23 protein-coding genes and 2 tRNA genes are annotated in these 24,212 nt (G+C 45.3%); 7 read left to right on the top strand and 18 right to left on the bottom strand.

The genetic code is table 11. From position 1 onward, the window contains the following. Positions 1 to 144: 144 nt before the first annotated feature. Positions 145 to 936 (top strand): hypothetical protein, encoded by a 792-nt coding sequence (locus AC5O63_RS08320; protein ID WP_494504631.1) that lies wholly within the window; start codon positions 145 to 147, stop codon positions 934 to 936. Positions 937 to 984: 48 nt separating this feature from the next. Here the strand turns inward: AC5O63_RS08320 and cobO are convergent, their stop codons facing one another. Beyond that, positions 985 to 1,590 carry a cob(I)yrinic acid a,c-diamide adenosyltransferase gene (gene cobO, locus AC5O63_RS08325; RefSeq protein ID WP_367937640.1) on the bottom strand — a complete coding sequence of 202 codons (606 nt, stop codon included), beginning with the start codon at positions 1,588 to 1,590 and terminating at the stop codon, positions 985 to 987. Between the two features lie 111 nt (positions 1,591 to 1,701). Here cobO and AC5O63_RS08330 point away from each other — a divergent pair, with 111 nt between their 5' ends. Beyond that, entirely contained in the window at positions 1,702 to 2,151 is a 450-nt protein-coding gene (locus tag AC5O63_RS08330; RefSeq protein ID WP_494504632.1) for a low molecular weight protein-tyrosine-phosphatase, read from the top strand. Positions 2,152 to 2,177: 26 nt separating this feature from the next. On the opposite strand, the gene AC5O63_RS08335 is transcribed toward AC5O63_RS08330, so the two are convergent. The 3 genes from AC5O63_RS08335 to sodB all read right to left on the bottom strand — a co-directional run bounded on the left by AC5O63_RS08335 (position 2,178) and on the right by sodB (position 4,264). Continuing rightward, positions 2,178 to 2,840, bottom strand: coding sequence for an SDR family oxidoreductase (locus AC5O63_RS08335; protein ID WP_494504633.1), 663 nt, complete (start codon positions 2,838 to 2,840; stop codon positions 2,178 to 2,180). Between the two features lie 204 nt (positions 2,841 to 3,044). After that, entirely contained in the window at positions 3,045 to 3,548 is a 504-nt protein-coding gene (locus AC5O63_RS08340) for a VC2046/SO_2500 family protein (RefSeq protein WP_494504634.1), read from the bottom strand. Positions 3,549 to 3,679: 131 nt separating this feature from the next. Then, positions 3,680 to 4,264: a superoxide dismutase [Fe] gene (gene sodB / locus AC5O63_RS08345; protein ID WP_004748456.1), complete on the bottom strand. Its 585-nt coding sequence runs from the start codon at positions 4,262 to 4,264 to the stop codon at positions 3,680 to 3,682. A 303-nt stretch (positions 4,265 to 4,567) separates the two neighbouring features. Between sodB and AC5O63_RS08350 the strand changes: the two genes are divergently transcribed. Both AC5O63_RS08350 and AC5O63_RS08355 read left to right on the top strand, forming a co-directional pair. Continuing rightward, positions 4,568 to 4,903 (top strand): Grx4 family monothiol glutaredoxin, encoded by a 336-nt coding sequence (locus AC5O63_RS08350; RefSeq protein ID WP_004748458.1) that lies wholly within the window; start codon positions 4,568 to 4,570, stop codon positions 4,901 to 4,903. Positions 4,904 to 5,005: 102 nt separating this feature from the next. Then, complete coding sequence (locus tag AC5O63_RS08355) at positions 5,006 to 6,979, top strand: DNA topoisomerase III (protein ID WP_494504635.1); 1,974 nt, start codon at positions 5,006 to 5,008, stop codon at positions 6,977 to 6,979. Positions 6,980 to 7,121: 142 nt separating this feature from the next. On the opposite strand, the gene AC5O63_RS08360 is transcribed toward AC5O63_RS08355, so the two are convergent. The 10 genes from AC5O63_RS08360 to AC5O63_RS08405 all read right to left on the bottom strand — a co-directional run bounded on the left by AC5O63_RS08360 (position 7,122) and on the right by AC5O63_RS08405 (position 18,377). Next, positions 7,122 to 8,105: a DUF3080 domain-containing protein gene (locus AC5O63_RS08360; RefSeq protein WP_494504636.1), complete on the bottom strand. Its 984-nt coding sequence runs from the start codon at positions 8,103 to 8,105 to the stop codon at positions 7,122 to 7,124. Positions 8,106 to 8,147: 42 nt separating this feature from the next. Next, complete coding sequence (locus AC5O63_RS08365) at positions 8,148 to 8,828, bottom strand: SDR family oxidoreductase (RefSeq protein WP_494504637.1); 681 nt, start codon at positions 8,826 to 8,828, stop codon at positions 8,148 to 8,150. Between the two features lie 50 nt (positions 8,829 to 8,878). Next, on the bottom strand, positions 8,879 to 9,898 hold the full coding sequence (locus AC5O63_RS08370; RefSeq protein ID WP_494504638.1) for a LacI family DNA-binding transcriptional regulator: 1,020 nt from the start codon (positions 9,896 to 9,898) through the stop codon (positions 8,879 to 8,881). Between the two features lie 130 nt (positions 9,899 to 10,028). After that, entirely contained in the window at positions 10,029 to 11,123 is a 1,095-nt protein-coding gene (locus tag AC5O63_RS08375; RefSeq protein ID WP_494504639.1) for an ABC transporter ATP-binding protein, read from the bottom strand. Beyond that, on the bottom strand, positions 11,123 to 12,472 hold the full coding sequence (locus AC5O63_RS08380) for a GH1 family beta-glucosidase (protein ID WP_494504640.1): 1,350 nt from the start codon (positions 12,470 to 12,472) through the stop codon (positions 11,123 to 11,125). The genes AC5O63_RS08375 and AC5O63_RS08380 overlap by 1 nt, the downstream gene beginning before the upstream one ends. 16 nt (positions 12,473 to 12,488) lie before the next feature. Then, positions 12,489 to 13,370 carry a carbohydrate ABC transporter permease gene (locus AC5O63_RS08385; protein ID WP_004748472.1) on the bottom strand — a complete coding sequence of 294 codons (882 nt, stop codon included), beginning with the start codon at positions 13,368 to 13,370 and terminating at the stop codon, positions 12,489 to 12,491. A gap of 1 nt (position 13,371) precedes the next feature. After that, positions 13,372 to 14,337 carry a carbohydrate ABC transporter permease gene (locus AC5O63_RS08390; protein WP_494504999.1) on the bottom strand — a complete coding sequence of 322 codons (966 nt, stop codon included), beginning with the start codon at positions 14,335 to 14,337 and terminating at the stop codon, positions 13,372 to 13,374. An 86-nt stretch (positions 14,338 to 14,423) separates the two neighbouring features. Next, on the bottom strand, positions 14,424 to 15,668 hold the full coding sequence (locus AC5O63_RS08395; RefSeq protein ID WP_494504641.1) for an ABC transporter substrate-binding protein: 1,245 nt from the start codon (positions 15,666 to 15,668) through the stop codon (positions 14,424 to 14,426). A gap of 24 nt (positions 15,669 to 15,692) precedes the next feature. After that, positions 15,693 to 16,688: a LacI family DNA-binding transcriptional regulator gene (locus AC5O63_RS08400; protein WP_049843552.1), complete on the bottom strand. Its 996-nt coding sequence runs from the start codon at positions 16,686 to 16,688 to the stop codon at positions 15,693 to 15,695. A 360-nt stretch (positions 16,689 to 17,048) separates the two neighbouring features. Beyond that, a complete protein-coding gene (locus AC5O63_RS08405; protein WP_494504642.1) occupies positions 17,049 to 18,377 on the bottom strand; it encodes a carbohydrate porin in 1,329 nt (442 codons plus the stop codon). Positions 18,378 to 18,943: 566 nt separating this feature from the next. On the opposite strand from AC5O63_RS08405, the gene AC5O63_RS08410 reads away from it, so the two are divergent. After that, complete coding sequence (locus AC5O63_RS08410; protein ID WP_494504643.1) at positions 18,944 to 19,867, top strand: histone deacetylase family protein; 924 nt, start codon at positions 18,944 to 18,946, stop codon at positions 19,865 to 19,867. A 10-nt stretch (positions 19,868 to 19,877) separates the two neighbouring features. Next, positions 19,878 to 20,360 (top strand): NUDIX domain-containing protein, encoded by a 483-nt coding sequence (locus AC5O63_RS08415; protein WP_004748482.1) that lies wholly within the window; start codon positions 19,878 to 19,880, stop codon positions 20,358 to 20,360. Between the two features lie 159 nt (positions 20,361 to 20,519). Here the strand turns inward: AC5O63_RS08415 and AC5O63_RS08420 are convergent. The 4 genes from AC5O63_RS08420 to AC5O63_RS08435 all read right to left on the bottom strand — a co-directional run bounded on the left by AC5O63_RS08420 (position 20,520) and on the right by AC5O63_RS08435 (position 23,059). Then, positions 20,520 to 20,610, bottom strand: a tRNA-Ser gene (locus AC5O63_RS08420). 259 nt (positions 20,611 to 20,869) lie between these two features. Then, a tRNA-Pro gene (locus tag AC5O63_RS08425) sits at positions 20,870 to 20,946 on the bottom strand. A gap of 54 nt (positions 20,947 to 21,000) precedes the next feature. Next, complete coding sequence (locus AC5O63_RS08430) at positions 21,001 to 22,806, bottom strand: DUF3413 domain-containing protein (RefSeq protein ID WP_494504644.1); 1,806 nt, start codon at positions 22,804 to 22,806, stop codon at positions 21,001 to 21,003. 28 nt (positions 22,807 to 22,834) lie between these two features. Further along, positions 22,835 to 23,059 (bottom strand): YejL family protein, encoded by a 225-nt coding sequence (locus AC5O63_RS08435; protein ID WP_004748486.1) that lies wholly within the window; start codon positions 23,057 to 23,059, stop codon positions 22,835 to 22,837. 84 nt (positions 23,060 to 23,143) lie between these two features. On the opposite strand from AC5O63_RS08435, the gene yejK reads away from it, so the two are divergent. Then, on the top strand, positions 23,144 to 24,145 hold the full coding sequence (gene yejK, locus AC5O63_RS08440; protein WP_004748487.1) for a nucleoid-associated protein YejK: 1,002 nt from the start codon (positions 23,144 to 23,146) through the stop codon (positions 24,143 to 24,145). The last annotated feature ends 67 nt before the right edge of the window (positions 24,146 to 24,212 follow it).

Here is a 24,212-nt window from a genome sequence, read left to right on the forward strand (position 1 = left end):
GACAACTTTAAACGCGCCATTTATGACGCGTTTTTTTTAACTCTGTTTTTCCTCTGTCAGTCTCACTTGGACAAACTTACGACACATTCATACAGTCAATGATTTTCGCCATTGATAAGGTGTACTTTCAATAGAGGAGGGAGCATGAAAGCATTAATATATTCATCACTACTGATGACAGCAGCGTTGACGTCTACTGCATCGGCAGGCGAGTTTGATACCACATCTGCACACGTCGATGGGTGCCCAGCAGCCTTTTTTACTCATAAAGCGATCGTATTTGATGCAGTAACTCTATGTGCAACGCAGAAAGTCAATTCACAGAAGCTCGCTTATGCGGCAAGCGTAACTGCGCAATGGTTAGATAATGATCAGGATGGGGTTATCGATGAACCCGCTCTACTGGATCACTTACGCCGAAATCAAGCAGTTTTGGTCATGAGTAAAAGCGGATTTAGTGAAGAGGCTTTCGATGCAATGGATATTGAAGGGCGCGTTGGTCAAGATCTTTCAGCCGATGAGACCAATCCAAGCGATCGCCGTGATGCCTCGCAAGAAGAAATCCATCATCTAATCGTCAATGCGGGCTGGCAATCTTTGTATCCCAACCTGTTTAGCGATCAAAAGCGAACCAACAGTGTACTCTACAAACAGTGGAAAATTGCCGATGAGCACGGCTACTATCAGTATGATGATCCAACGTGTGATAGTGCATGTAAAACGGTTGAGTTTTTCTACTTGAGTACGGCAAGTTATTTGGGTTCAAAAGCCGATCTGTATTCCGATGAACTGAGCCTCAAGACAAGAGCAGAGCTTACAGATAAGCTACCTGGGGTGGTGGCGCTAATGGAATCTAAAGATTATCACTATCCGACGCATAAGTGGCCGGATGGACACTACCCCCACAAACAAAACATCAAGATCATAGGTCAGTAGTATCGATGTAGCCACTAGAACAGTATGCCTCTAGTGGCTAAAACTGGATTACCAATCAACACCTTTAAGAGCTTTCACACCCGACTCAAAAGCGTGCTTGACGTTACGTACTTCGGAGACAGTGTCAGCCATCTCGGTCAAGGTGCGATGAGCGCCGCGACCCGTGATGATGACTGATTGCATCTTAGGACGGTTGTTTAGCGCTTCGACTAGTTCATCTAATTCGATGTACCCATAGTTGACCATATAGGTCATCTCATCAAACAGTACGACATCAATCGATTCGTCTTGCAGCATACGTTTACACTCTTGCCACACTTTTTGCGCCGCTTCGGTATCTTGTGCTTTACTTTGGGTTTCCCAAGTAAAGCCAGTTCCCATGACTTGGAACTCAACCCCAAGTTTCTCCAGCAGATTACGTTCACCGTTGTCCCAGGTGCCTTTAATAAATTGAGCCACCGAACACTTCAAACCATGTCCAACAGCGCGTGCAACCGTGCCAAAGCCAGAAGTAGATTTGCCTTTACCGTTGCCAGTGATTACTAGGAATAGGCCCTTCTCTTCTTGCGCAGCGGCAATTCGAGCATCGACTTGCTCTTTCACTTTTTGTTGTCGCTCTTTGTGACGCACTTCTTTGTTGGTTTCAGAGGTCATGGTAAATCCTTTTTTATTCAATAAATCTGTGTCTATGATAGCTCAATCAAAGTAGTGCAAAAACCTATGATTTTCATGGGAAAGCACCTGTAAATAGAGAGTGAATAGGAAATGAAGAAGCTATTGGTTGTGTGTATGGGAAATATTTGTCGCTCTCCCACTGGTGAGGCAATCCTTAGAGCTAAATCTCAGCAACTCGGTATACCCGTTGAAGTGGACTCGGCTGGTACTATTGGCTACCACCAAGGAAACCCACCAGATTCAAGAGCTAAAGCGGCGGGGGAGCGCAGAGGATACTCGTTTAAAGGGATTCGTTCGCGGAAAGTTGTTAGTGGCGACTTCGAAGATTTTGATTTGATTTTGGCAGCAGATAGAGACAACTTTGCCGATTTAGTTCAACAATGTCCTAAGCATTTGCAGCACAAAGTTAAACTGTTCCTCGACTACTCCGATTCTGAATATGATGAGATCCCCGATCCATATTATGGCGGGGATAGCGGATTTGAACTGGTATTGGATCTTATAGAAGAAGCTTCAGAGAATGTGTTGAAATCACTTTGAATGTGAGAGTCGAATGGCGGTGTCTGTTACGCCGCCATGACTCTGCCACTAAAGTAATCATTAGATACAATATATTCTGTATTACGAATCAACTCATCCTGTACTTCTGCCCAGTGCGATTTATCGTGTTCAATCGCAGGGACAACGCCTCCAACGCGAATGTTGAAAGGGGTGAGCTCTTTAGCCCAACTTTGGGTAAACCCTGCCACCATCGACGTCGCATTGTCAAAGCCTGACATATCCTGATAGTCAGGATGAGAAATCACATTAACAATCACACCGTTTTTCTGTTCTTCACGCATTCTTTCAGCGGTTGCTTGACCAAAGCTAAATAGTGTCGCAGCCATCAAAGAGAGCCTTTGGGTAAACAGGTCACTGCCTTGGTGATCAAAAATATTCGGCATCGCTTCCGCTGTGAGCGTATTGATCAAAACGTCGGGGGACCGCTTGACCGTTTGATCCATGAATGTGAATAAGTATTGGATAGAACTGAGTGAGTGATCATCTATAGGGCATTGATAGACGCTGTCTGATATCTCTTGGCACAGTTGATAGGTTTGCGCGAGTTGAGGTGTTTTTCTGTCACACAAAACCAGCGTCGCACCAAGCGAGGCAAAGTGATAAGCGAGAGTACTTCCGATCTGAGAACCGGCTGATGTCACTAAAATTACAGCATTTTTTATATCCATTGGCTTACCCCCATAAGCAATGCATGCTCTAAAAGATGTCCACATAGCATGGTAGATTAGCTGTGTTTTAGTTGTGAATAACGTCAAATAACTCTTCGCTCAGTATGACAATGTTCGATTATTTGGCGCTATTCACATTATGCAGGCCTATTGTTAAGCAAGTCCGAAAAATGAGACACGAAAAGTGTGATCAAAAACGATCCTTTAAGCTTGGGTTTGGATCTGGAAGGTGCGCTGAGCTTTTATGAGCTGATTATAAAGATCGATTGGCATCAACTCTTTTGGCTCTTTTTCTCCCATTGCACGACGTTGATGTCCAGACAGGTTGTGATACACCTCTTCAGGAAGATTGTGTGTGTCTTCTGGCAGGTAAGTTAACGCGTCAGGGGTAAGGTAATGGCTCAGTTTAGTACTGGGGAGCCCTGAACTGTGAAATAGGGAAGCTTGTGTTGCAGAGACTTGGTAAGAGCTTTGATCGGAGCGAAGCTGTTGCGGTGCTTGCAGTTCGAACTTGTTACGCAGCGCTTGTTCGCTAGTATCGATCTCATCGACCTTTTCCAGCGGGGTATTGTCACGAACATCGTCAGAAAACATCGATAAAATTAGCGCGAAGTCAGCTCGGCGTCCTTCATGTACGGCATGGTTAATACCCGTGCCAAACTGAAGCTCGCTGATGATGGCTGCTTTGTCTAAAGTGTGAATTTGCATGATGTTCCTCGTTCGTTGCTTTTATAGCGACTTAGTACCGAGAAACTTTAGGGAAATCATAGCTTGAAACGAAAAAAGCCAGCAAAGTGCTGGCTTTTAAAATGACTAAATTTAAATCCTAGGGAGGAGGATTATTTTGCTAGGTTTTCTGCAACGAAGTCCCAGTTAACTAGTGCCCAGAATGCATTCATGTAGTCTGGACGAACGTTACGGAAATCGATGTAGTAAGCGTGTTCCCATAGGTCAACAGTAAGAAGTGGAGTTGTACCTTCTTCTGTTAGAGGCGTTGCTGCGTTAGACGTGTTAACGATCTCTAGAGAACCGTCTGCTTTCTTAACAAGCCAAGTCCAAGAAGAACCGAAGTTGTTGATCGCAGAGTCTGTGAATTTCGCTTTGAACTCTTCGAAAGAACCGAATGCAGCGTTGATAGCGTCAGCTACTGCACCTGTTGGCTCGCCACCCGCGTTTGGCGCTAGACAGTGCCAGTAAAACGTGTGGTTCCAGATTTGTGCAGCGTTGTTGAATACACCACCAGTAGAAGTCTTGATGATTTCTTCTAGAGATTTGCCTTCAAACTCAGTGCCAGGAATAAGACCATTTAGCTTAACAACGTAAGTGTTGTGGTGCTTACCGTGGTGGAAATCTAGAGTTTCAGCTGAGATATGTGGTTCTAGTGCGTCTTTCGCGTAAGGAAGAGCTGGTAGTTCAAATGCCATTGCTCGATTCTCCATTTATATGAAAGGGTTGCCCCTCTCGATTGCTTCCAGTGTTATTTATAATTCATGGCTCGCAGTGCCAACCATGGTCATTTTGCTGACTTGCGCTCTAGTTTAGCAAGTTTTTACTTTATTAAAAGCTCAGGCTGTAAATTTCTATATGAAAATTCTTTATTAGATAATGACAGCTGATCTCAAAAAAGCACGAAGTCGACTATAACCTTACTCATATTAGGCTTTTTATTCTGTGCTAATGGTTTAGAATGTGCAGAATATTTGCCGTAACTCCATTAAGAGGAAGCAATGGAAACTATCGATAAAATCAAACAGCAGATCGCAGAAAACTCGATCCTTCTTTACATGAAAGGTTCGCCTAAACTACCTAGCTGCGGTTTCTCTTCTCAAGCAGCTCAAGCTCTTATGGCTTGTGGTGAAAAATTCGCTTACGTAGATATTCTACAAAACCCTGATATCCGTGCAGAGCTACCAGCATACGCACAGTGGCCAACTTTCCCTCAATTATGGGTTGAAGGTGAGCTGATCGGTGGTTGTGACATTATCATCGAAATGTTCCAAAAAGGTGAACTGCAGCCTCTAGTTAAAGAAGCAGCAGAGCGCGCAGGAACAAGCGAAGAGTAATCTATCTTCATTAGGAATACTGTTTAAATTTACAGTTTTTCTTGATTTCTAAGGGCCACATTCGATAATGTGGCCCTTATTGTATCTATCTGATTTTACTTTATGTCCCGTCTGTTCATTGCTGAAAAACCAAGCCTTGGCCGCGCAATTGCCGCTGCACTCCCTGGACCAAAGAAAAATGATCAGGGTTTTATTCGTTGTGGTAATGGCGACGTAGTGACTTGGTGTATTGGGCACTTACTTGAGCAAGTTGAGCCTGATGCCTACGATGAGCGCTATAAAAAGTGGAATCTGGCCGATTTACCTATTGTCCCTGAGCAATGGCAGCTACGACCAAGAAAGTCGGCGAGTAAGCAGCTGACAGTAGTACGAAAGCTTTTGAAGGAATCGAATCATATCGTTCACGCCGGAGACCCTGATAGGGAAGGGCAACTACTGGTGGATGAAGTGCTCGATTACTGCAAGGTCAGCAAAACGAAAAAAGAAGCGACACAGCGTTTGCTGATTAGCGATTTGAACTTGCCAGCGGTCAAGCGCGCCTTAAGCCAAATGCGCAGCAACCGCGAGTTTGTGCCGTTGTCGGTTTCTGCCTTAGCGCGCTCTAGAGCAGACTGGTTGTATGGCATGAACATGTCTCGTGCCTATACGCTACTAGGCCAAAAGGCGGGCTATCAAGGCGTTTTGTCAGTCGGTCGAGTGCAAACTCCAGTGCTTGGCTTAGTGGTACGCCGTGATGAAGAGATAGAGAACTTTATCCCCCGTGATTATTTTACTCTTCATGCTCTTATTCCGTATCAAGATGGCTCAAGCGCGTTTGATATACGCGCTCGTTGGAAACCGAGTGATGCGTGTAAACCTTGGCAAGACGAAGAGGGGAGAGTCCTCAATCGTAAGCTGGTGGAAAATGTCGCTAATCGAATCGCTAACCAACCAGCAAAAGTTGTTGAATCAGAGCAAAAGCAAACCAAGCAATCAGCGCCACTGCCCTATTCGTTATCTGCTCTGCAAATTGATGCCGCAAAGCGATTTGGTATGAGTGCGCAGCAGGTACTTGATACTTGTCAGTCTCTGTATGAAAAGCACAAGCTGATTACTTATCCGCGTTCTGATTGCCGCTATTTACCGCTGGAACATTATTCCCAAGCGAGTAGTGTTTGTGATGCGATCAGCAACAATGCCAAAGAACTTGGCAGTGCAGTATCAGGGGCGAATCTGAGCCTTAAATCCAAAGCATGGAATGATAAAAAAGTCGATGCTCACCATGCGATCATCCCGACACCGAAAAAAGCGTCGGTGGATGGGCTGTCTGGCAATGAGATGAAGATTTATCAGCAGATTGCGCGCCAATACTTGATGCAGTTCTATCCGGCGGCAGTGTATGCAGAAGCCAAGCTGGCATTTGATATCGCAGGTGGAACCTTCATTGCCAAGGGGCGTCAGCTGGTATCGGCAGGCTGGAAAGAACTGATGGGTAAAGTTGATGATGAAGACGCAAGTGTTGATGCGGTTCCTCCTTTACCTGAAGGGAGCGTTCTAACCTGCCGAGAAGGTGAGATTAAAGACCGTAAGACAGAGCCGCCGAAACATTTTACTGAAGCGACATTACTTCAGGCGATGACGGGGATTGCCCGTTTTGTGGAAGACAAAGAGCTGAAAAAAATACTCAAAGAGACCGATGGCTTAGGGACTGAAGCGACGCGTGCAGGCATCCTGGATACTCTGTTTAAGCGCCAGCTCTTGCTGCGCCAAGGCAAGTCTATTCTTAGCACTGCAGCAGGGCGCGGATTGATCCACGCTTTACCGAGTGAATCTACCTTCCCTGATATGACGGCAAACTGGGAGCACCAGCTTCAAGGTATGGCAGAGCGTAACCAAGCCTACCTGCCTTTTATGCAGGCTCTACAGCAGCGAATTGGTGGTTTAATGCATCAAGTTCGTAGCGGAGAAGTTCCTGAGTCTTTGCGTCACCTACCTAAAGTAGAGCGCCCAGCATACAAACGCAAAAAAGGTGGCTATCGTAAGAAATCTTCCGCCAAGTCCACATCTAAGAAGTCTAATACCAATCGGGATAAATAGGTGTTCAGATAATTGCGCAGGGAAAATCGCTTAGAGCAAGGCATAGATTGCAGCTAGCTAGTTGATCTACCTACAAAATCTATAACACAGCTATCAGCGATTTTAACCAGCAAGTATAATCAGATATTTATTCTGCTTGGTATCAACCTACTTTGCGCCCACAGCGTTTAAATAGCCGTTGCCAGTAATCGACATGACGGCGTATAGCTTGACGAAACTCCTCATGGTGTTTCTTTAGTGGATACACATAGCTATGAATGCTTGGCTTGGGATCAAACAGATTTAGGTTTGATGACAGGGTTTGATAGTAGCCGTCGAGTTGAGCCATATAGGGTTGCACCTTACCCACGAATTGCTGTTCAAAGACATTGTTGAGATATTTGAACTTAGTGGTATCACGATTTTGAGCGCAGATTATTTGGTGGTCAAATTCTGTGAGTTGTTGGGTGATGTGGTTTAGTTTGCTCGTTGTCATCGCTAGAGAGTAGCTAAGATTGCCCACAATAAGCTTTTTCTCAAGAACCTCTTGAACGTCAATAACTTGGTTGCTTACATTGCCAGAAGCGAGATTCAAAGTTGCTAACGCTTGATTGATTTCAACAACTGTTTGGCCAAGGTTGGGTTCTAGCCAGCGAGTTCCGCTAAGTTGTTTCTGCATCGCATCACTCGCAAATATTAGGTTCCAGTGATGCACCTCAAACTGAGACTGCTTTTGTTGTTGAATCTCGACAAGTTTCAGCTTTAGCTCTTGTTCTAAGGCGTTACTGTTTAAGCATCGAGAGAGGCCATCCAATAGCGCTGTTTGGTAATCATAATTACGAAACTCGTCGGCAACTTTACCTAAAACCGAGTTCTTCTCCGCTATCAGATTAAACAAACCACATTGCCTTAATTGGTAACTGTCGATCAGGCCAATTGAGACAGAAGGCACGGCAACGTATAAATCGCGCTTTCGAGGCAACTGAGCGTAGCTCACTGTATCTTTATTTACTTTGGGTGCGTCTTGCACTCTTGCAACGCGAGTTAAGTAGTCATCAAAATGCTCACCGGGTGCATTGTCGCTACACCCAGTAATTACTCCGATGGTTAGGCCAACAACTAAAAGAGTGCGAAGTGTCTGTTTCATACCTTGATTTTAGTCGGACTTAGATAAAACTATATAGCCTAGTTACCAAGGTAAACGATCACCGTTGTAGTTAATAAACTCACCAGAATAGGCTTGATCTGTTTGTTCAATCACTTTGATTAAACCCTTTGCGGAAGTGTCGGTATCAATCAACGCATTAGGCCCGCCCATTTCAGTTTGTACCCAGCCAGGGTGAAGTGCTAACACGGTAAAACCTTCAGCTGTCAGATCGTTGCTTAAGCTTTTGACTACAGAGTTGAGGGCCGCTTTTGACGAGCGGTAAATGTAGCCACCACCTGAAGTATTCTCAGTCATGCTGCCGACTTTAGACGAGAGGCAAGCAATTTTCTTTAGCTGCCCTTTTTGCAGGTTAGGGTATAAAGCCTCTACCAGTTTCAACGGCGCAATGGTGTTGATTTCAAGCACTTTTCGCCATTCATCAACATCGGTGTTACCAAAGCCATAACCTTTCGGCCCGTAGTAGCCTGCGTTGTTGATCAGCAGATCGATAGCAGGTAGTACGTTAGCAAATTCACTCAGTCCTTGATAGTCCGTTACATCTAATGGATGACAGGTTAGGTTGTTACCTTCCACCTCTAGGAGCTCCTTCGAACTACTTTCTGAGCGATAGGTGGCGTGAACTTGCCAGCATTGAGCAAGGTAGTTTTTCGCTAAGCTTAATCCTATACCACGGTTAGCTCCGGTGATTACAACAGTTTTCATCACAAGTCCTTTAGATATTCTTAGAGTATTTGTTGAAGAATATCAGAAAGCTAGCGGTAAAGGGACTTGGTCGATTGTCTGATAATAAGCTCGATAGGTGGCAGGCGAACTTCATGTCTATTGCCACTTAACAAGTTAAGAATTGACTCAGCACAGACAACACCGACTTCTTCAACGGGTTGACGCATCGTGGTGAGCGCAGGGGTAAAGTAAAATGAGGTCGGAAGATCATCAAAGCCTACCACTGAGATATCTTCTGGTACTCGATAACCGTGGTCATGCAGGGCTTTGATAACCCCATAGGCCGTTTGGTCATTGGCAGCGAAAATGGCACTGAAGTGACTCTTAGATTCAATCAATTCCTTAGTCAGTTGATAGCCACATTCACTGCTGAAGTCGCCTTGTTTAATCAGTTTTGGCTGAACCTTGATTCCTGCCTCTTGCAACGCTTTCTTGTAGCCGACAAAGCGTGCGACCGCGTCTGGTTGGTTGAGCAGACCTTTAATATGGGCAATGTTTAAGTGACCTTGTTGAAGTAGGTGCAAGGTCGCCATGTAACCACCAAGTACGTTATCGATGTTAACGCAGCGCACTCGATCGCCAATCACATCATAGCCAACGGCGACAACAGGGATGTTTTCTGCGTACTCAAGGATTTGCTTCTCGGTGAGGCTGCCGGTGACAATGATGACGCCATCAACATTACTTTTAGACAAGTAGTCTAGAGCATGAGATTCAAGTTTGTTTTTCCAGTGTCCGGTCGCGATAACCAGAGAATAGCCTTGTGCGTTGAGGACTTTCTCCATGTCGTTCAGAATACGGCTTGTGTGCGGGCTCTCGGGATTTTGTACCAGAACGCCGATGGTCATGGAACGCGTGTTGCTGCCCTGATTCATGCTGTAGTTAGGTTTATAGCCTAGCGTTTTTATTGCTTGCTCAATGTTGTAGCTTTTTTCATCAGAGACGTAAGTTGTCCGATTGAGAAAACGCGAAACAGTACTGGGTGAGACACCAGCAAGTTTGGCGACATCATAGATAGAGGGGGATTTATTCTTCTTTTTTGATTTCATTGAACCAACAACACAGCAAGCCAAACATTGAATATAGAAAACACCCAGTCAGAGCTCAATACAGCTGATAGGGAAGTGAGAGGTCTATTAATAAGCCGATGCTTAAGTGAGCATCGGCTTACTCACGCTTTTAGAAGGTGGCCAGTGAATTTTCACTCAAGGCATCAAACAGGTGAACCGCATCTAAATCGAGATACAGAGTCAGTTCATTGACATCAACTTCCGCCGCTTGTGTTTCTACCATCAGTGGCTGCCCCGCTATTTCCGTTTTTAGCAGTATGCTTGCGCCCAGCAGTTCTTTGTCCTTGATCTTGACCGGTAACGGCAGAACCCGATCATGGTCCACCTGTTCGGCACGCAGGTGGATATCCGTTGGTCTAACACCGAAGTGAAGTGCCAGATTTTTAGAGGCATGCGCGTGGAAGCGTTGTGGAAGTGGGATGCGAACATCACCAAGCTCTATCTGCCAATTGCCTTCTTCGCCAACCAATTGTGCGTCAAGCATGTTCATCGATGGGTTACCAATGAACTGGGCAACAAACTTATTAGCAGGCTGCTGGAACACTTGTGTTGGTGTGCCTACCTGTGCGACATAGCCATCTTTGAGAATGACAATACGATCAGCCAGTGTCATGGCTTCTATTTGGTCATGGGTGACGTAGATAGTGGTTGTTTGTAGTTCTCGATGAAGCTGCTTGATCTCTTCGCGCATGGTGCCACGCAGTTTGGCATCTAAGTTTGAAAGTGGCTCATCAAACAAGAACACTTTAGGTGTACGCACCATAGCTCGCCCCATTGCAACTCGCTGGCGCTGTCCACCAGAAAGCTCTTTAGGTTTGCGATCGAGAAGTGGCTCTAGTTCTAACATTTTTGCCGCTTTACGCACTTCAACATCAATCTGGTTTTTTGCCATACCTTTGAGCTTGAGGGCAAATGCGATGTTTTCGTATACCGTCATATGTGGGTAAAGTGCATAGCTCTGGAATACCATCGCTAAGTCTCTATCTTTAGCATCGATTTTATTCATCAGCTTATCGCCAACAAGTATCTCGCCAGCAGTGATGCTTTCAAGGCCAGCCAGCATGCGTAGCGTGGTTGACTTGCCGCAACCAGATGGGCCGAGGAAAACCACAAACTCGCCATCGTTGACGGTGAAATCGAAGTGTTTCACTACCTCGACATCGTCGTAAGACTTCTTGATGTTTTTGAATTCAACTTTAGCCATTACAAATTCTCCTCTCTGCGCTCAAGTAGCATGTTACGGTAAGCAATGGCGCTCTGCTTTAGCGTTCGTTTTTGGGTTTCATACTCAACGTGCACGATACCGAAACGCTGTTTGTAACCAAATGCCCACTCGAAGTTATCCATTAGGCTCCATGCGAAGTAGCCTTGTACGTTAACACCAGATTTAATAGCGTTATCCACCGCTTCTAAGTGTGCTTGGAAATAGTTAACACGCTGGGTGTCATTCACTTCACCATTAATACAATTGTCTTCACCAGCCGCGCCATTTTCAGTGATGTAAAGTGGTGGCAGGTTGTCGTAACGGTCGTTAAGACGGAGTAGCAGATCAGTGAGTGCTTGTGGGTAGATCTCCCAGCCGATAAAGGTATGTTCATTTTCTGGCTGAGGCACGTCTTTGATATCACCATTTTCATCAAAGCGAACCACGCAGCGGGTGTAGAAGTTAATACCGATAAAGTCCAAGTCGGTGCGGATAATGTCGAGATCGCCCTCTAAGATCATCGGCATATTGTGAGATTGACGCTCAAGAACTAACTGCGGATATTCGCCTTTCAGGACTGGGTCCATAAACCAGTGGAAACCTTCCGCATCTGAATACTCCGCGGCAGCCACATCGCTATCGTTTAATGGGTATGCTGGTGTGGCATTGAACACACAACCATGCATGGCGTTAGGGGCATTCTTACGCATGTGAGGAATCGCTAAGCCATGAGCTAGCATTAGGTGGTGAGCCGACAAAAAGCCCTCGCGTTCGCCCTTTATACCCGGCGCATGGATTCCCCAACGATAACCTAGATACGAAGAGCAAAACGGTTCGTTAAGCGTGGCGTAGGAATCGATTTTATCGCCGAAGTACTCACTGACTACGTTCGCGTACTGCTCAAATTTGTAAGCGGTTTCTCGGTTCAGCCAGCCCCCTTTATCTTCAAGGTACTGAGGAAGGTCCCAGTGATAGAGGGTAACAAAGACTTTTAAACCCCGCGCGTGACATTCATCGATGATCTGTTCATAGAACTTTAGCCCTTCTTGATTGACTACACCGTCTTGAGGAATGATGCGTGGCCATGCCATAGACAGTCGGTATGCGTCGACACCTAGTCCTTGAATCATCTCAATGTCTTGTTTCCAAAGATGGAAATGGTCACAGGCAACATCGCCGTTGTCTGCGTTATCTACTGCACCTGGCTTATTGCAGAAGGTGTCCCAGATAGATGGGCTTCGTCCACCAAGTTGAGCGCCCCCCTCAATCTGATAAGAAGACGTGGCGACGCCAAACAAGAATTCTGGGCTGCGTAATTTAGAATCAGTAGGAAGTTGGAATTTATTCATTGTTATTTAAACCTTTTTAGCCTTTAACAGCGCCTGACGTCAGGCCGCTAATCATTTGTTTCGACGCGAATAGATAAGTGACAACCAGTGGAAGAATCGAAATGGTTGTACCTAGCATGACCGCTCCCCAAGGGGTATTTGGGATACCTTGGACGCTGCGTAGCGCTTGGGTAATGACATAGTTTTCTGGAGTAGTGAGTACAACCAGAGGCTGCATAAACATGTTCCAGAAGAAAACGAATTGAACGATAGCAAGCGTTGCTAGAGCGGGTTTCATCAGGGGCAGAACAACACTCCAGTAGGTTCTAAACTCGCCTGCGCCATCGAGCTTAGCCGCTTCTAACAACTCCTTTGGGACTGACGCAACCACGTGCTGTCGCATCAGGAAAATACCAAATGGTGTAGTGGTAAACGGCAGCCACACAGCTAGATGGTTATCGAGCAAGCCAAGGAATTTGACGATCATGAAGTAGGGGATCAAACTGAGCACTGGTGGGATCATCATCGAGCCGACCAACATACCAAACAGCAAGGTTTTGCCTTTGAACTTGTAGACAGCAAACGCATAGCCACCCATGCTACAAAACAGCAATGAAATCGTGGTGCCCAAAAACGCGATGTAGATTGAGTTAAACATCGCTTGCCAGAATGGCATGATTTCCAATAGCTTGGCGTAGTTAACCGCTAAGCTGTCGCCGATAGCGAAGCTAATCCCAGAGCCAAAGATCTCGGTTCTATCACGCGTAGATAGCAGTGCAGACCACAGGAAAGGGAACACGGTCATAATCGCAGAAACGATCAGGACTACGGCAAGTAATGCCATTAGCAGCTTGGTAAATATCTCTAGGCTACGATCACTAGGTCGCCAGCGAGGAGAAGTTATCGAGTTTGTCGTCATCTTATTGCTCTCCCAGACCTTTTTTACCGAAGAAGAAGAATTGAATTGCGGTACAGCCAGCAATCAACATAAACAGCAGCCAAGAGATCGCTGAAGCGGTGCCCATTTCAAGCCATTCCCAACCCACTTTGTACAAGTACATTGAGATGGTTAAGCCAGATTGGCCGGTACCACCGGTACCACGTGTTAACACGAACGGTTCTTCAAACAACTGCAGGTTGCCGATGATGGTCATGGTGACTGCAAAGAAGATAAATGGACGAATCATAGGTAGTGAAATACTCCAGAAGCGGCGCCAAGCGTTAGCACCATCCATACGGGCGGCTTCAAGAATATCCTTTGGAATTGTCATCAAACCGGTTGTGTAGAGCACAATGTTGAAGCCGGTGTATTTCCAGAACACCATAATTGCGATAGACGGTTTCACCATGGTGGCGTCATCAAGCCAACGGATTGGTTGGTAGTCATTTACCCAAGCAAATGCCCAGCCAAACAAAGAGCTATCCGCTAATGCCATCAAGCTTTGGTTAATGATTCCTGAGTTAGGCGAATACATGTTGAAAAAGATCAGCGATGCCGCAACCGTCGAGGTAATGAAAGGCAGAAAATACGCGGATGTTAGCCAGTGGCGAAGACGATCACTCATCGAGACCAAAATGTAGGCAACGGGCAGAGCGACTATGTGCTGTGCCACACCTGACGTAATCGCAAGCCAGAGTGTGTTTTTTAATGAGCGCCACAACCAAGGGTCGGTTAGGGCAATGTGATAGTTCTCTAGCCCCACATAGTCCATAGCGCCAAGGCCTTCGACCGGGTTCCACTCATGAAAAGAGAGATAGATAGAAAAAAGCAGTGGGAAAATCCCAAATACCGAGAAAATAATCAAAAACGGCAGTAGGAATCCATACGGTGTAAGCGCTTTCAAACTCAGGCGAGAAAAAAGGCTTTCGCGTTGTGATGTTTCCATAACCTTGTTCGCTGCATGATTCATAGTAACGACCTCTAGTCAGGAAGGCGCAGTACGCCTTCCTTTCTTACCAAATATGTAACCAATTAAAGATTGCGTGTACGACGCTTAATCATGCGTTCTGCTTCTTTGAGTGCAGTTTTGATGTCTTTACCTTCATCAAGCACTTCCATCAGAGCATTTTCTAAGATTATCGAGCGAGCAACATGGTCACCTTTAGCCGGAGCGACAGGCTTGATGTTTTTCGCCACATCAGCAAACAGCAAACGGGCTTTTTGACCACCGAGGAATTCGACTTCCTCTTGGAACAAAGCGTCATCGTAGGTTTGGGTGTTGGCTGGGAATGCCGCAATGGTTTCAAAGTGCTTAAGTTGAATATCACGACGCGTTGTCATGTATTCAATCAATTTCCACGCTTCATCTTGGTGTTTTGACTGAGTTGGAATTGAGAGGAAAGATCCACCCCAGCTACCATAGATACCATCTGGTAGGTGAGAAACGCCCCAGTTACCTGCGGTTTCAGGTGCGATCCAGTTATTGAGGTGACCAAGCAGCCATGCACCAGATAATTGAGTGGCAAAGGTGCCATTGCGGAAACCTTCATACCATTCGTTTGACCACGCTAAGATTCGCGCATCTAAGCCTTTTTCACGGATCTCTTTTGCCACTTCAAATGCATGCACAAAGCGCTCAGAGGTGACCACAGGGTTACCGTCTGCATCGAAGTAGAGCCCTTCTCCTTCAGCCACTGTGGTGAAGATAATCGCTTGGGCAACGTCGGCCGCAGAAGCAATCAGGTAAACGTCTTTTTTCTTCAGCTCTTCACCCGCTTTGATGTAAGAATCCCAGTCTTTGATCGCTTGGTTTACATCAATGCCCGCTTTAGCAAACACATCACTGCGGTAGTACATCACTCCAGGGCCTAGGTCGACAGGCATACCATAAACATCACCGTCGGCACCTTTACCTTGCGCCCAAGCATAAGGAGCAAAACTCTCGGCAAATTTATCGGCACCATAGTTTTCAGATAGATTAACTAAGCCGCCAGAAGCGACAAAAGGGCCAATCTTTTCAACATCAACGACAATAACATCGCCTGCACCTGAGCCTGTCGCAAGGTTAGTGGTCAGTTTGGTGTGGTGGTCGCCATGATTGTTCATCAGGTAATCGACCTTGATTCCTGTCTCCTTTTCGAAGTCAGGCAGTAGAACCTTGAGGCTGCTATCGAAGTCTGGGAAGCCGTCAAAGCGAATGTTTGAATCGGCGGCGTTAACTGTCGTAGCAAGTCCAAGTGCGGTGACAGTGGCAAGCGTCAAAGTTTTTAGTTTCATCTTCTTGTCCTTAAATGACTTTATTTAGAGTTGTTTTACTGAGCTTCTAGGCACTAGGGTAGGTGACAGTTTGAAGCTCACATCTCGCTTGTTTTTGTTGAGTATTTGAATAACCAGTTGAACCGCTTCGGCACTCATTTGCTCAATGGGAAAATTCACGGTTGTAAGAGGCGGCGAAATATAACGAGCAAACAAAATGTCGTCGAAGCCAATCAGTGACACCTGGTCTGGGACCTGAATGTTGTGCTCTTTCAATACCTCAAAAGCGCCGAAAGCCATATGATCATTACTGGCAAAAACGGCGGTAAAAGGGCGTTCACGCTTGAGCAGCTTACGCATTGCGCTTATGCCAGACTCTTCGGTAAAACCGGCCTCTGAAATCAGTGCTTCGTCGAACAGGAGTCCCGCTTCTTCAATCGCTTTGCGGTAACCCTGCAGACGCCCCCGTGCATCTGATTTGTCCAGAGGGCCGGTAATACATGCAATGTCGCGATGCCCCATTCGCAACAAATATTCGGTTGCCAGTTGGCCCCCTAATTCGTTATCAATTTCGATACAGTTCTGCGCTAGTTCTGGTACGAAACGATTGACCAAAACCAAAGCCACTCCTTTTGCTTCTAGCTCTGTGAGGTAGTCATCTGAGAGGTGCTGAGTGTGCAAAATCATTGCATCGACTCGACGCCCAAGTAGAAACTCCACCGACTCACGTTGGCCCTGTTCGGTATTTGAGCCAGCAGTGACGATTACGTGATAGCCAAAACGGCGTAGCCTTTTTTCAATACTATGCAGGATGCCGGAATAAAACGGACCACCGAGCTCAGGGACTATGATGCCAATGCTGCCAGTGCGGCTAGATGCGAGTGCCTGAGCAATCGAGTTTGGGCGGTAACCCAGAACTTGAATGGCTTTCTCAACCTTGAGCTTTTTGTCATGGCTTACTCGACTCGTGCCATTGATGACGCGAGATACTGTCGCTTGAGAAACGCCTGCATACTCAGAAACATCTTTTATGGTTGCCACAACTTACCTCTACAACTGCTTTTCACCTAAACACATGAACGTTTTCGAAACCGCTTTCATGAGGCTTAGTATTAAAGATTTTAGTTAAAGCCTATGTGAGAAAAATCACACTCAAATAAGCCCTGAAAAGCCTTATTGTTCAAAGGATGAGGCGGTATGCAGTTTCTATCTACCTCATGAAACTGTTTCATGAAATGGTTATTTGATGCACAAATGTATTGCTGAGATGATTAATCTAGGTTTTGCTATCGACAAAAAAAGAGCCGCTAAAAAGCGGCTCAAATGGTTTGGAGTTAAGTTGAAGCGGCTAGCGGAATATTGTTAGATTGCTAGCGAAATAGTTGGACAGTATTGTGCTGATTACCACCAGGCTTCCCACATGGCGCCTAGGCTAAAGGTATCTTGCTTAGCGGTTGTTGTTTGGGTTGCTTTATTGTCGACTTCACCTGCTGTTGCGTAGAAGCGGAGCATTGGACGTGCACCAGATCCCCAATCAAAGGCGATGTTTTGTGAAAGGGTCACTTTCCAACCAGAGTTGTCATCAGAGGCTCTGGCATAGTCGACTACTTGATAACCCGCTTCCAACCAAGTTGAGTGGACATCATTCCAGAAGTACATAGGGCGAACGATGGCACTGTAGTTGGTTCTCTCATCTTCGACCTTAGAAGAGCCATCGACAGAGTAATCGTGGTAGGCAAGCAAGTACTCAACAGCGGCACTTTTACCAAGAGTAGAATTACCTTCAAAGCTCGCATAGAGCGTCGTCAGATTATCGGTTTTCCAGAAAACACCGTTATCCGCGTTATCAGAGTACCTTAGTACCAGTCGGTTGGAACCGTTGTCATGTGGGCGAGAGAAAACTGCTCCAAGTTGGTACGCATTAATGCTCTTTGCATCATCAATCGCTTCTGAATCAAATCCGTAGTTAGCGTACAGCTCAAGGTCGGCGAAACCAAGATTAACCCCATGCAGTTTAGAAGTGAAAGCGTAAGCGCCACTGTCGCCAGTACCCGCACCACCAGTACAATTGATTGAAGGATTAGCACCTGGTTCTATTGTTGGGCTACAGCTGTCAACGGCACCGACTACGCCAAAATCAAGTTTGATTGAGCCAAGTTCTAGGTTATTGACACCGCCACCTTGGCCATCGTGCATCATCCAGAAGTAATCATTAATGCCTTGTTGTGGACGCTGGTGGAAGTCACGCCCTGCCCATACATAAGCGTTAGGCTGGCTTTCAAATACGTTGGTTGCACCAGCGTAGGCTTTTTTGATGTTTACCTCATCGCCCCAATGGTCGAACATCACCACAACATCCCAGATAGCGCCGTTGTCACTTTGAAAGACCTTTGCCAACTGGAACTCTCCACCATTGCCTTCGTTGCCTAAACGACCGATCGCTGACGAGCCGTTAAATGAACCATCGACCTGAACATATTTCTGGTCACCGGATTGGTAATGTGCGCCATAGCGAGCATAGCCAGAGAAGACCACTCCAAGAGGAACCTCAATATCAGGTGATAGCACGGCGGGTTGCTGGTCGTTGACGTAATCGGTCTGCATCCGGCTTTCCAGTTCCTGGATGCGTTGTTCGAGAGCCTGTAGTTCAGTTTCAGTAGCAAAAGAGGTGATGGAAGCAAGCGAAGTTGCCACTGCAATTGAAATAGGCAATAGCTTAAGTTTTTTCATGATAATTCCCTATATGACATTGTGTTTTTGTTCTATTGGGAATCTTAAAAAATGAAATGGATGAAAAGCTTTGTGCGCCTCACACCACGCCTAGGAGGAGACTGTCATGAAACTACACATCTAGAATGATGAGTCGTTTATTAATATTAAAAACAATTGGATATCTATTTCTCTCACCGATGATGAATTCAATGAAATCGCTTTCATTTCATGATTTTCTATAAGGTATATCACGTTACATTCAAATGCTTTGCGCTTAAAAAAGCCTCTTGCTTTGAATGCTTTCACTATTATGAAAGTTTTCATAGAACGTAAAATTCTTACAATCTAGGACGTTCTATACAGCTAGGAAAGAACCATTCGTATCAAAAACCAACTGCTTAATAACATCGCTAGAAACAAAAACAGGGCAGATAAAGTTCCAGCCGCAACCCCTAGTAACAAGTAGTATCGAGTATTCAAAATTAGTTCCTTAAATTGTATTGATAATTATTATCATTTAACTTATTTTGCAACCGCAAATCAAGCTGATACCATGAATCCAACCTTATGGACTTTGTGTTGTTATGATTCCTCTGATTTACCACTCTCTCTATTCTGAGTTGCCGCTGCCTGACGGGCATCGCTATCCAATCAATAAATATCGACTCCTGTTTGAAGCAATAGAACAGCAGCGAGCTGTAAACCCGATATGGCAGCAGGCTTTTCAATATGTGCAGCCAGCTCCAGTTGATCCGGTGGAAGTGAGTCAAGTTCATTGTCCTAACTACATACAACTTCTTACGTCAGGTGAACTACCTGCGCCAAAGATGCGTCGTATAGGGTTTCCATGGAGCGAAACACTGATTACTCGGACGCTGACGTCTGCTGGTGGAACCTGCGAAACGGTTCATCAGGCCGTTAAGCATGGTGTCGCTATCCATTTAAGCGGTGGATATCACCATGCGCACAGAGATTTTGGTAGTGGCTTCTGTTTAGTTAACGATCTGGTGTTGGCGGCCAAAAGGGCACTGACTTTTGAAGGGATAGATAAGGTTTTGATTGTTGACAGTGATGTACATCATGGAGATGGCACGGCAACACTGTGTGAAGAAGAGGACGCAATAGTTACACTCTCGTTCCACTGTGAAAAGAACTTCCCTGCGCGTAAGCCAGATTCTGATCTCGATGTACCGTTAGGCAGGGATACGGGGGATGCTGAGTTTCTTGAGGCATTCACCTCGGTGGTTGAAATGGCTGTTAATCTACATCAGCCCGATCTCATTCTATATGACGCAGGCGTTGATATTCATGAAGATGACGAGCTAGGGTATTTGAGCATCTCTAGTGACGCTATCTACACGCGAGATGTGTTTATGTTTCAACTGGCTCAGGAAAAACAGTTACCGATAGCGTGTGTGGTTGGAGGTGGGTATCGTACAGAACATCAAGCGCTTGTCCCAATCCATATGCAGCTTATTCGCGCTGCACTGAACGTATATGTAAGTTAAAGGATCTATCATGGAACACAGAATTCGCGCTGCAGGGATATTGATTAAAGACGGTGCAATGCTACTTGTTAAAGTGAAAGATTTTACCGGTGAGTATTGGATTCCACCCGGTGGTGGTATGGAGCCAAGCGATCAAAGCTCGAAAGCCTGTGTGGTTCGTGAGTTTAAAGAAGAGGCAGGAATAGATGTCCAAGTTGGAGAGCTTATCTGCGTAAGGGAGTTTCTCGAAACGCATAAACAGCGCTACCACGCTGAGTTCTTCTATTTGATCGAATCTTATAGCGGTGTTCCAAGTCTCGATAATCTATCGGGCTTGAACGATGAGGAATACATTCAGGATGTCGAGTGGCTACCACTCACTGAACTCGCAAGTAAAAGAATGTATCCGGCAGAACTCAAAGATAAGCTTATCGAGTTGATTGAGGCTAAACGCTTTTCAACTCACCTTGGCAGTTATGTTCAGGGAGAGCATGAAGATATCGATTATCTTTAGAATGATTTTAAACGAAAAAAGCCGCTAATTACTTAGCGGCTTTTTACTGAATGTGGCGGAGTGCCGGGGTTGCGCCCAACTAGGGATTTAATAAATCCCTATCGAGTTTTCCTGCTTAAAAACGAGAAAACCCCAGTCTTTCGACTAGGGTCTTGAATGTGGCGGAGAGATAGGGATTTGAACCCTAGATACGCTATTAACGTATGCCGGTTTTCAAGACCGGTGCTTTCAACCACTCAGCCATCTCTCCGTTGTTGAAGCGAATAATATAGAGGTTGAGAAAAGTTGTAAACCCCTAATTTTACTGTTTGCTTTAATAATGAGCGTTTGGCGGTAAAAACTTGAATAGACGACGATTTATTATACTTTTATAACGTTTGGCAGAGTGAAAACAGCCATTTGCTAGCAAGCCTTTAGGAGGAAAGGGAAGGCGTCAATTGCTACGAGAAGCGAATTACCAAGCAAAAGAAAAGCCTGTTGTTTATAAAAACAACAGGCTCTAGGTGTAATGGTCGGACTGACAAGATTTGAACTTGCGACCCCCGACACCCCATGACGGTGCGCTACCAAGCTGCGCTACAGTCCGATGCCTTTAATCTAAACTTAAATGATTAGAGGGTCAATCCTATAAGGCTATGATTTAGTTACTTTTTGCGTAAAAACGCTGCAGCTCAGTCAAACCTTGCATCAACACAGGTAGTGTCGGATTTTCATCTTTTAAGCGTTGGTAATTGGAATCGTACAGTTTGTAATTGCCAAATTTATCAATCACCGTGGTGTTTTTCGCCGTAATCAAAGCAAGTTCACGAGAATCACCCGCTAGAATCCAACGACGCTTGCGCTCATCGAATAGATTACGACCGCTGCTAAAGTCTGTTGGGTTAGATGAAACCCCAAGCAAATCTTGCAGTAGGGTCACTGACATATCTAGGTGGCTGGTTCTGTGCTCGTATTCACCTGCAAGCTTGCCAGGCCAATGAATAACCATAGGAACTTTTAGCTGGTACTGGCTGTAGTTGGTGTTTGAACCCCAGCTGTTAGTTTTGGTTTCATTAAACTCAGTGGCGTGGTTAGAGGTAATGACAATTACTGTCGACTCATCAAGCTCTAGCGCGTTTACTTGCTCAAGCAAATTGCTTAGCTCAGTGTCTGCTTGACTAACCGAGTTTTTGTATCCCGCTTTTAGCTTCTCACCAGTCGGTAGCTGTTGGTCACTGTCGTTGTATGCGCTGAAATTATCTACGGTTGTCAGTTCAATATAACTAAACCAAGGTTTCTTACCTTGCTGCTGTACCCAATCAGACCACGCATCTATTGCTTGGTTATCAGCCGATTTAGCATCGTTAAACGCGATACCATTAAAGTTCATGCCGCGGAAAACGGTTTCACCGTATAGAGGCTCGTCGAAGTTATCTGCACTAAACAGACCAAATTGGTACTGTTTTTCAAGCAAGGTATCGATAAGGATAGGCTTTGAACCTTGAGCTTTAATGCTACTTGAGTAGCTGCTTGGTAAACCATAAAACAGGCCAAAAACACCAAATGAGTCGTTGCTCGAACTGTAGTGGTTGGTGAAGTTCAGGTTGTTCTGCGCAAATTCGTAAGTCGCCGGCATGTTCTGTTCGGTCAGCATATCCGAGCGCAGATTATTAACACTTACGACTAGTATATTGAGCGGATTAGCACGGCGATTAAACTCGATGGTTTCGAGCGGGTAGCTTACCAACTCAATACTATCTTGGCTTTGCTCAAGGCGTTTGAGGTATTCTTCACGATCTAATAAGCCGTGTCTCTCCATAAACGACTTCGCGGTCATTGGATAGGAAAGTGGGAAATTGGCGCGCTGCGCGGTGATCGGATTGTAGAAATAAGCATCCGCCCACACATAAATAAGGTGGCTAGCAATAAAGCTAACGAAAAACAGCGCCGATAATGGGCGACCGACATGTTTGTGTGACAGTTTACGTTGTTTACGCCATACCCACTCAGACAAAGCGAGTTGGAGTAAAAATATCAGTGGTAAGACAATAAACAAGTGCTGCAGATCGACGCTGATCGTCGAACTTTCATCACTAAACAACACTTCCCAAACTACAGGCGTTAGGTGCAAGTTAATGGTTTGGTAGGCTTGCGTATCGATGAGTAGGATCGTCAATCCTACAGTCGCAAAACAGACCGCCACTAAACGGAACAGTTTTCGTGACGGTATGACAAAGGTGAGTGGAAATAGAACCAACAGGTATAGGGCGAAAACCAGGAAGCCAAAATGACCGACCCAAGAAATCATCAAGTAGAATTGACCAAGTAGGGTCTCTGGCCACGGAGACTGAGAGATATAACGGGTACCGATCAGCATTGCAGCGATGATGTTGAAAAAGGCGAACCAGTGTCCCCATCCCACTAAACGCGATACGCGTTCACCGTATGTATTTCCGTTATCGACCATGTAAGTGTTCTATTGTCCGTTATTATTTTTAGTGTTTTTTATCTTCAATTGAAGAAACAAGCGCTTCTGCAAATTTTTCAGCAATTGCTTTGCGTTGTGAAGCAGCAACATCTTGATTTAAGACATTGGTAGCGATATTTCCAGCAATCATTAACGCAAGCTCTGGACCCGCTGCATGTTTTTCAAGTACCGCAGCTACTTCAGTAAGGATTTGTTCTACTTGCTCGTCGCTGTATTTAGATGTAATCGGCATAAAGACTCTAATGATGATAGTAAAGCGGCTTATGATAACCTACAATGCCACGCAACTGAAACCTACGCGGCGATAAATTTCATCATGAGCCTTCATCTTTCAAACGTTATCCTACATCAATTACAGAAAAACGACGCAGATGAACTAGTTGTTAACTTTCGTTCAGAGTCTCTATCTAATGATACTTCGACCGAAGACCTAGTTGCCGAGCTTCATCGTGTGTTCAACTCGAAAGCCGGTAAAGGCTTTGGTTCTTTTAAGTCTGACAGCGAATTTAACAACTGGTTGCAAGATCTTCGTCAAGGAAATCAAAACTTTTACGATTTCTCACAGTTAAGTGCTAACCGCCTTAAAGATGAATTATCAAAATACCCGTTTGCTGACGAAGGCATCTTGGTTTTTGCTGAATATCAGTCACTGGCGACAGATTATCTTTTTGTAGCGATTATTCCGTCAAATCAGAGTCTTAAAGTGACTGAAGGTCTAGAGATCAGCGCAACGGACTATCTTGACTTAAGCAAGATGGACATCGCAGCGCGAATCGACTTAACCAGCTTCGAGACTGACAAAGAGTCAAATCGCTACTTAGCTTACATCAAAGGTCGTGTCGGTCGTAAAGTGGCTGACTTTTTCCTCGATTTCTTACAAGCCGAAGTCGGTTTGGACACCAAAGTACAAAACCAAGTGTTGATGCAAGCGGTTGAAGATTTCTGTGCCGACTCTAAGTTAGAGAAAGACGAAGCTATCAGCTACAAAAAGCAAGTCGCTGATTACTGTAATGAGCAAATAAAATCAGGTGATGAAGTTCAAGTTCGTGAACTGTCCGGTGAACTGCCTCCATCTCAAGATGGCACTAGCTTCTTAGATTACACTCAAGAGCAGGGCTATGAACTTGAAGAAAGTTTCCCTGGTGATCGTACTGCCGTACGCAAGCTGACCAAATATGTGGGTGCGGGCGGTGGCCTGAATGTAAGTTTTGATAGTTTGTTGCTTGGTGAGCGTATTTTTTACGATCCAGAAACCGATACGTTAACAATCAAAGGCACACCACCAAATCTGCGTGACCAGTTAACACGTAATAAATAGCCTCTCTAGAATAGGACTGACTGCAACATTTTGCTAGTTAGTCCTCCACTTCTGCTTGATAGTGTAT

It is taken from the genome of Vibrio sp. SCP2 (genome assembly GCF_059295395.1).

Bases quoted from the DNA above. Each gene is read 5' to 3' on its own strand.
- AC5O63_RS08405 (WP_494504642.1), bottom strand. From the start codon at position 18,377: ATGAAAAAACTTAAGCTATTGCCTATTTCAATTGCAGTGGCAACTTCG.
- AC5O63_RS08330 (WP_494504632.1), top strand. From the start codon at position 1,702: ATGAAGAAGCTATTGGTTGTGTGTATGGGAAATATTTGTCGCTCTCCC.
- AC5O63_RS08415 (WP_004748482.1), top strand. From the start codon at position 19,878: ATGGAACACAGAATTCGCGCTGCAGGGATATTGATTAAAGACGGTGCA.
- AC5O63_RS08385 (WP_004748472.1), bottom strand. From the start codon at position 13,370: ATGACGACAAACTCGATAACTTCTCCTCGCTGGCGACCTAGTGATCGT.
- AC5O63_RS08430 (WP_494504644.1), bottom strand. From the start codon at position 22,806: ATGGTCGATAACGGAAATACATACGGTGAACGCGTATCGCGTTTAGTG.
- AC5O63_RS08380 (WP_494504640.1), bottom strand. From the start codon at position 12,472: ATGAATAAATTCCAACTTCCTACTGATTCTAAATTACGCAGCCCAGAA.
- AC5O63_RS08350 (WP_004748458.1), top strand. From the start codon at position 4,568: ATGGAAACTATCGATAAAATCAAACAGCAGATCGCAGAAAACTCGATC.
- AC5O63_RS08435 (WP_004748486.1), bottom strand. From the start codon at position 23,059: ATGCCGATTACATCTAAATACAGCGACGAGCAAGTAGAACAAATCCTT.
- AC5O63_RS08370 (WP_494504638.1), bottom strand. From the start codon at position 9,898: ATGAAATCAAAAAAGAAGAATAAATCCCCCTCTATCTATGATGTCGCC.
- AC5O63_RS08340 (WP_494504634.1), bottom strand. From the start codon at position 3,548: ATGCAAATTCACACTTTAGACAAAGCAGCCATCATCAGCGAGCTTCAG.
- sodB (WP_004748456.1), bottom strand. From the start codon at position 4,264: ATGGCATTTGAACTACCAGCTCTTCCTTACGCGAAAGACGCACTAGAA.
- AC5O63_RS08410 (WP_494504643.1), top strand. From the start codon at position 18,944: ATGATTCCTCTGATTTACCACTCTCTCTATTCTGAGTTGCCGCTGCCT.
- yejK (WP_004748487.1), top strand. From the start codon at position 23,144: ATGAGCCTTCATCTTTCAAACGTTATCCTACATCAATTACAGAAAAAC.
- cobO (WP_367937640.1), bottom strand. From the start codon at position 1,590: ATGACCTCTGAAACCAACAAAGAAGTGCGTCACAAAGAGCGACAACAA.
- AC5O63_RS08360 (WP_494504636.1), bottom strand. From the start codon at position 8,105: ATGAAACAGACACTTCGCACTCTTTTAGTTGTTGGCCTAACCATCGGA.
- AC5O63_RS08390 (WP_494504999.1), bottom strand. From the start codon at position 14,337: ATGGAAACATCACAACGCGAAAGCCTTTTTTCTCGCCTGAGTTTGAAA.
- AC5O63_RS08375 (WP_494504639.1), bottom strand. From the start codon at position 11,123: ATGGCTAAAGTTGAATTCAAAAACATCAAGAAGTCTTACGACGATGTC.
- AC5O63_RS08335 (WP_494504633.1), bottom strand. From the start codon at position 2,840: ATGGATATAAAAAATGCTGTAATTTTAGTGACATCAGCCGGTTCTCAG.
- AC5O63_RS08320 (WP_494504631.1), top strand. From the start codon at position 145: ATGAAAGCATTAATATATTCATCACTACTGATGACAGCAGCGTTGACG.
- AC5O63_RS08355 (WP_494504635.1), top strand. From the start codon at position 5,006: ATGTCCCGTCTGTTCATTGCTGAAAAACCAAGCCTTGGCCGCGCAATT.
- AC5O63_RS08365 (WP_494504637.1), bottom strand. From the start codon at position 8,828: ATGAAAACTGTTGTAATCACCGGAGCTAACCGTGGTATAGGATTAAGC.
- AC5O63_RS08395 (WP_494504641.1), bottom strand. From the start codon at position 15,668: ATGAAACTAAAAACTTTGACGCTTGCCACTGTCACCGCACTTGGACTT.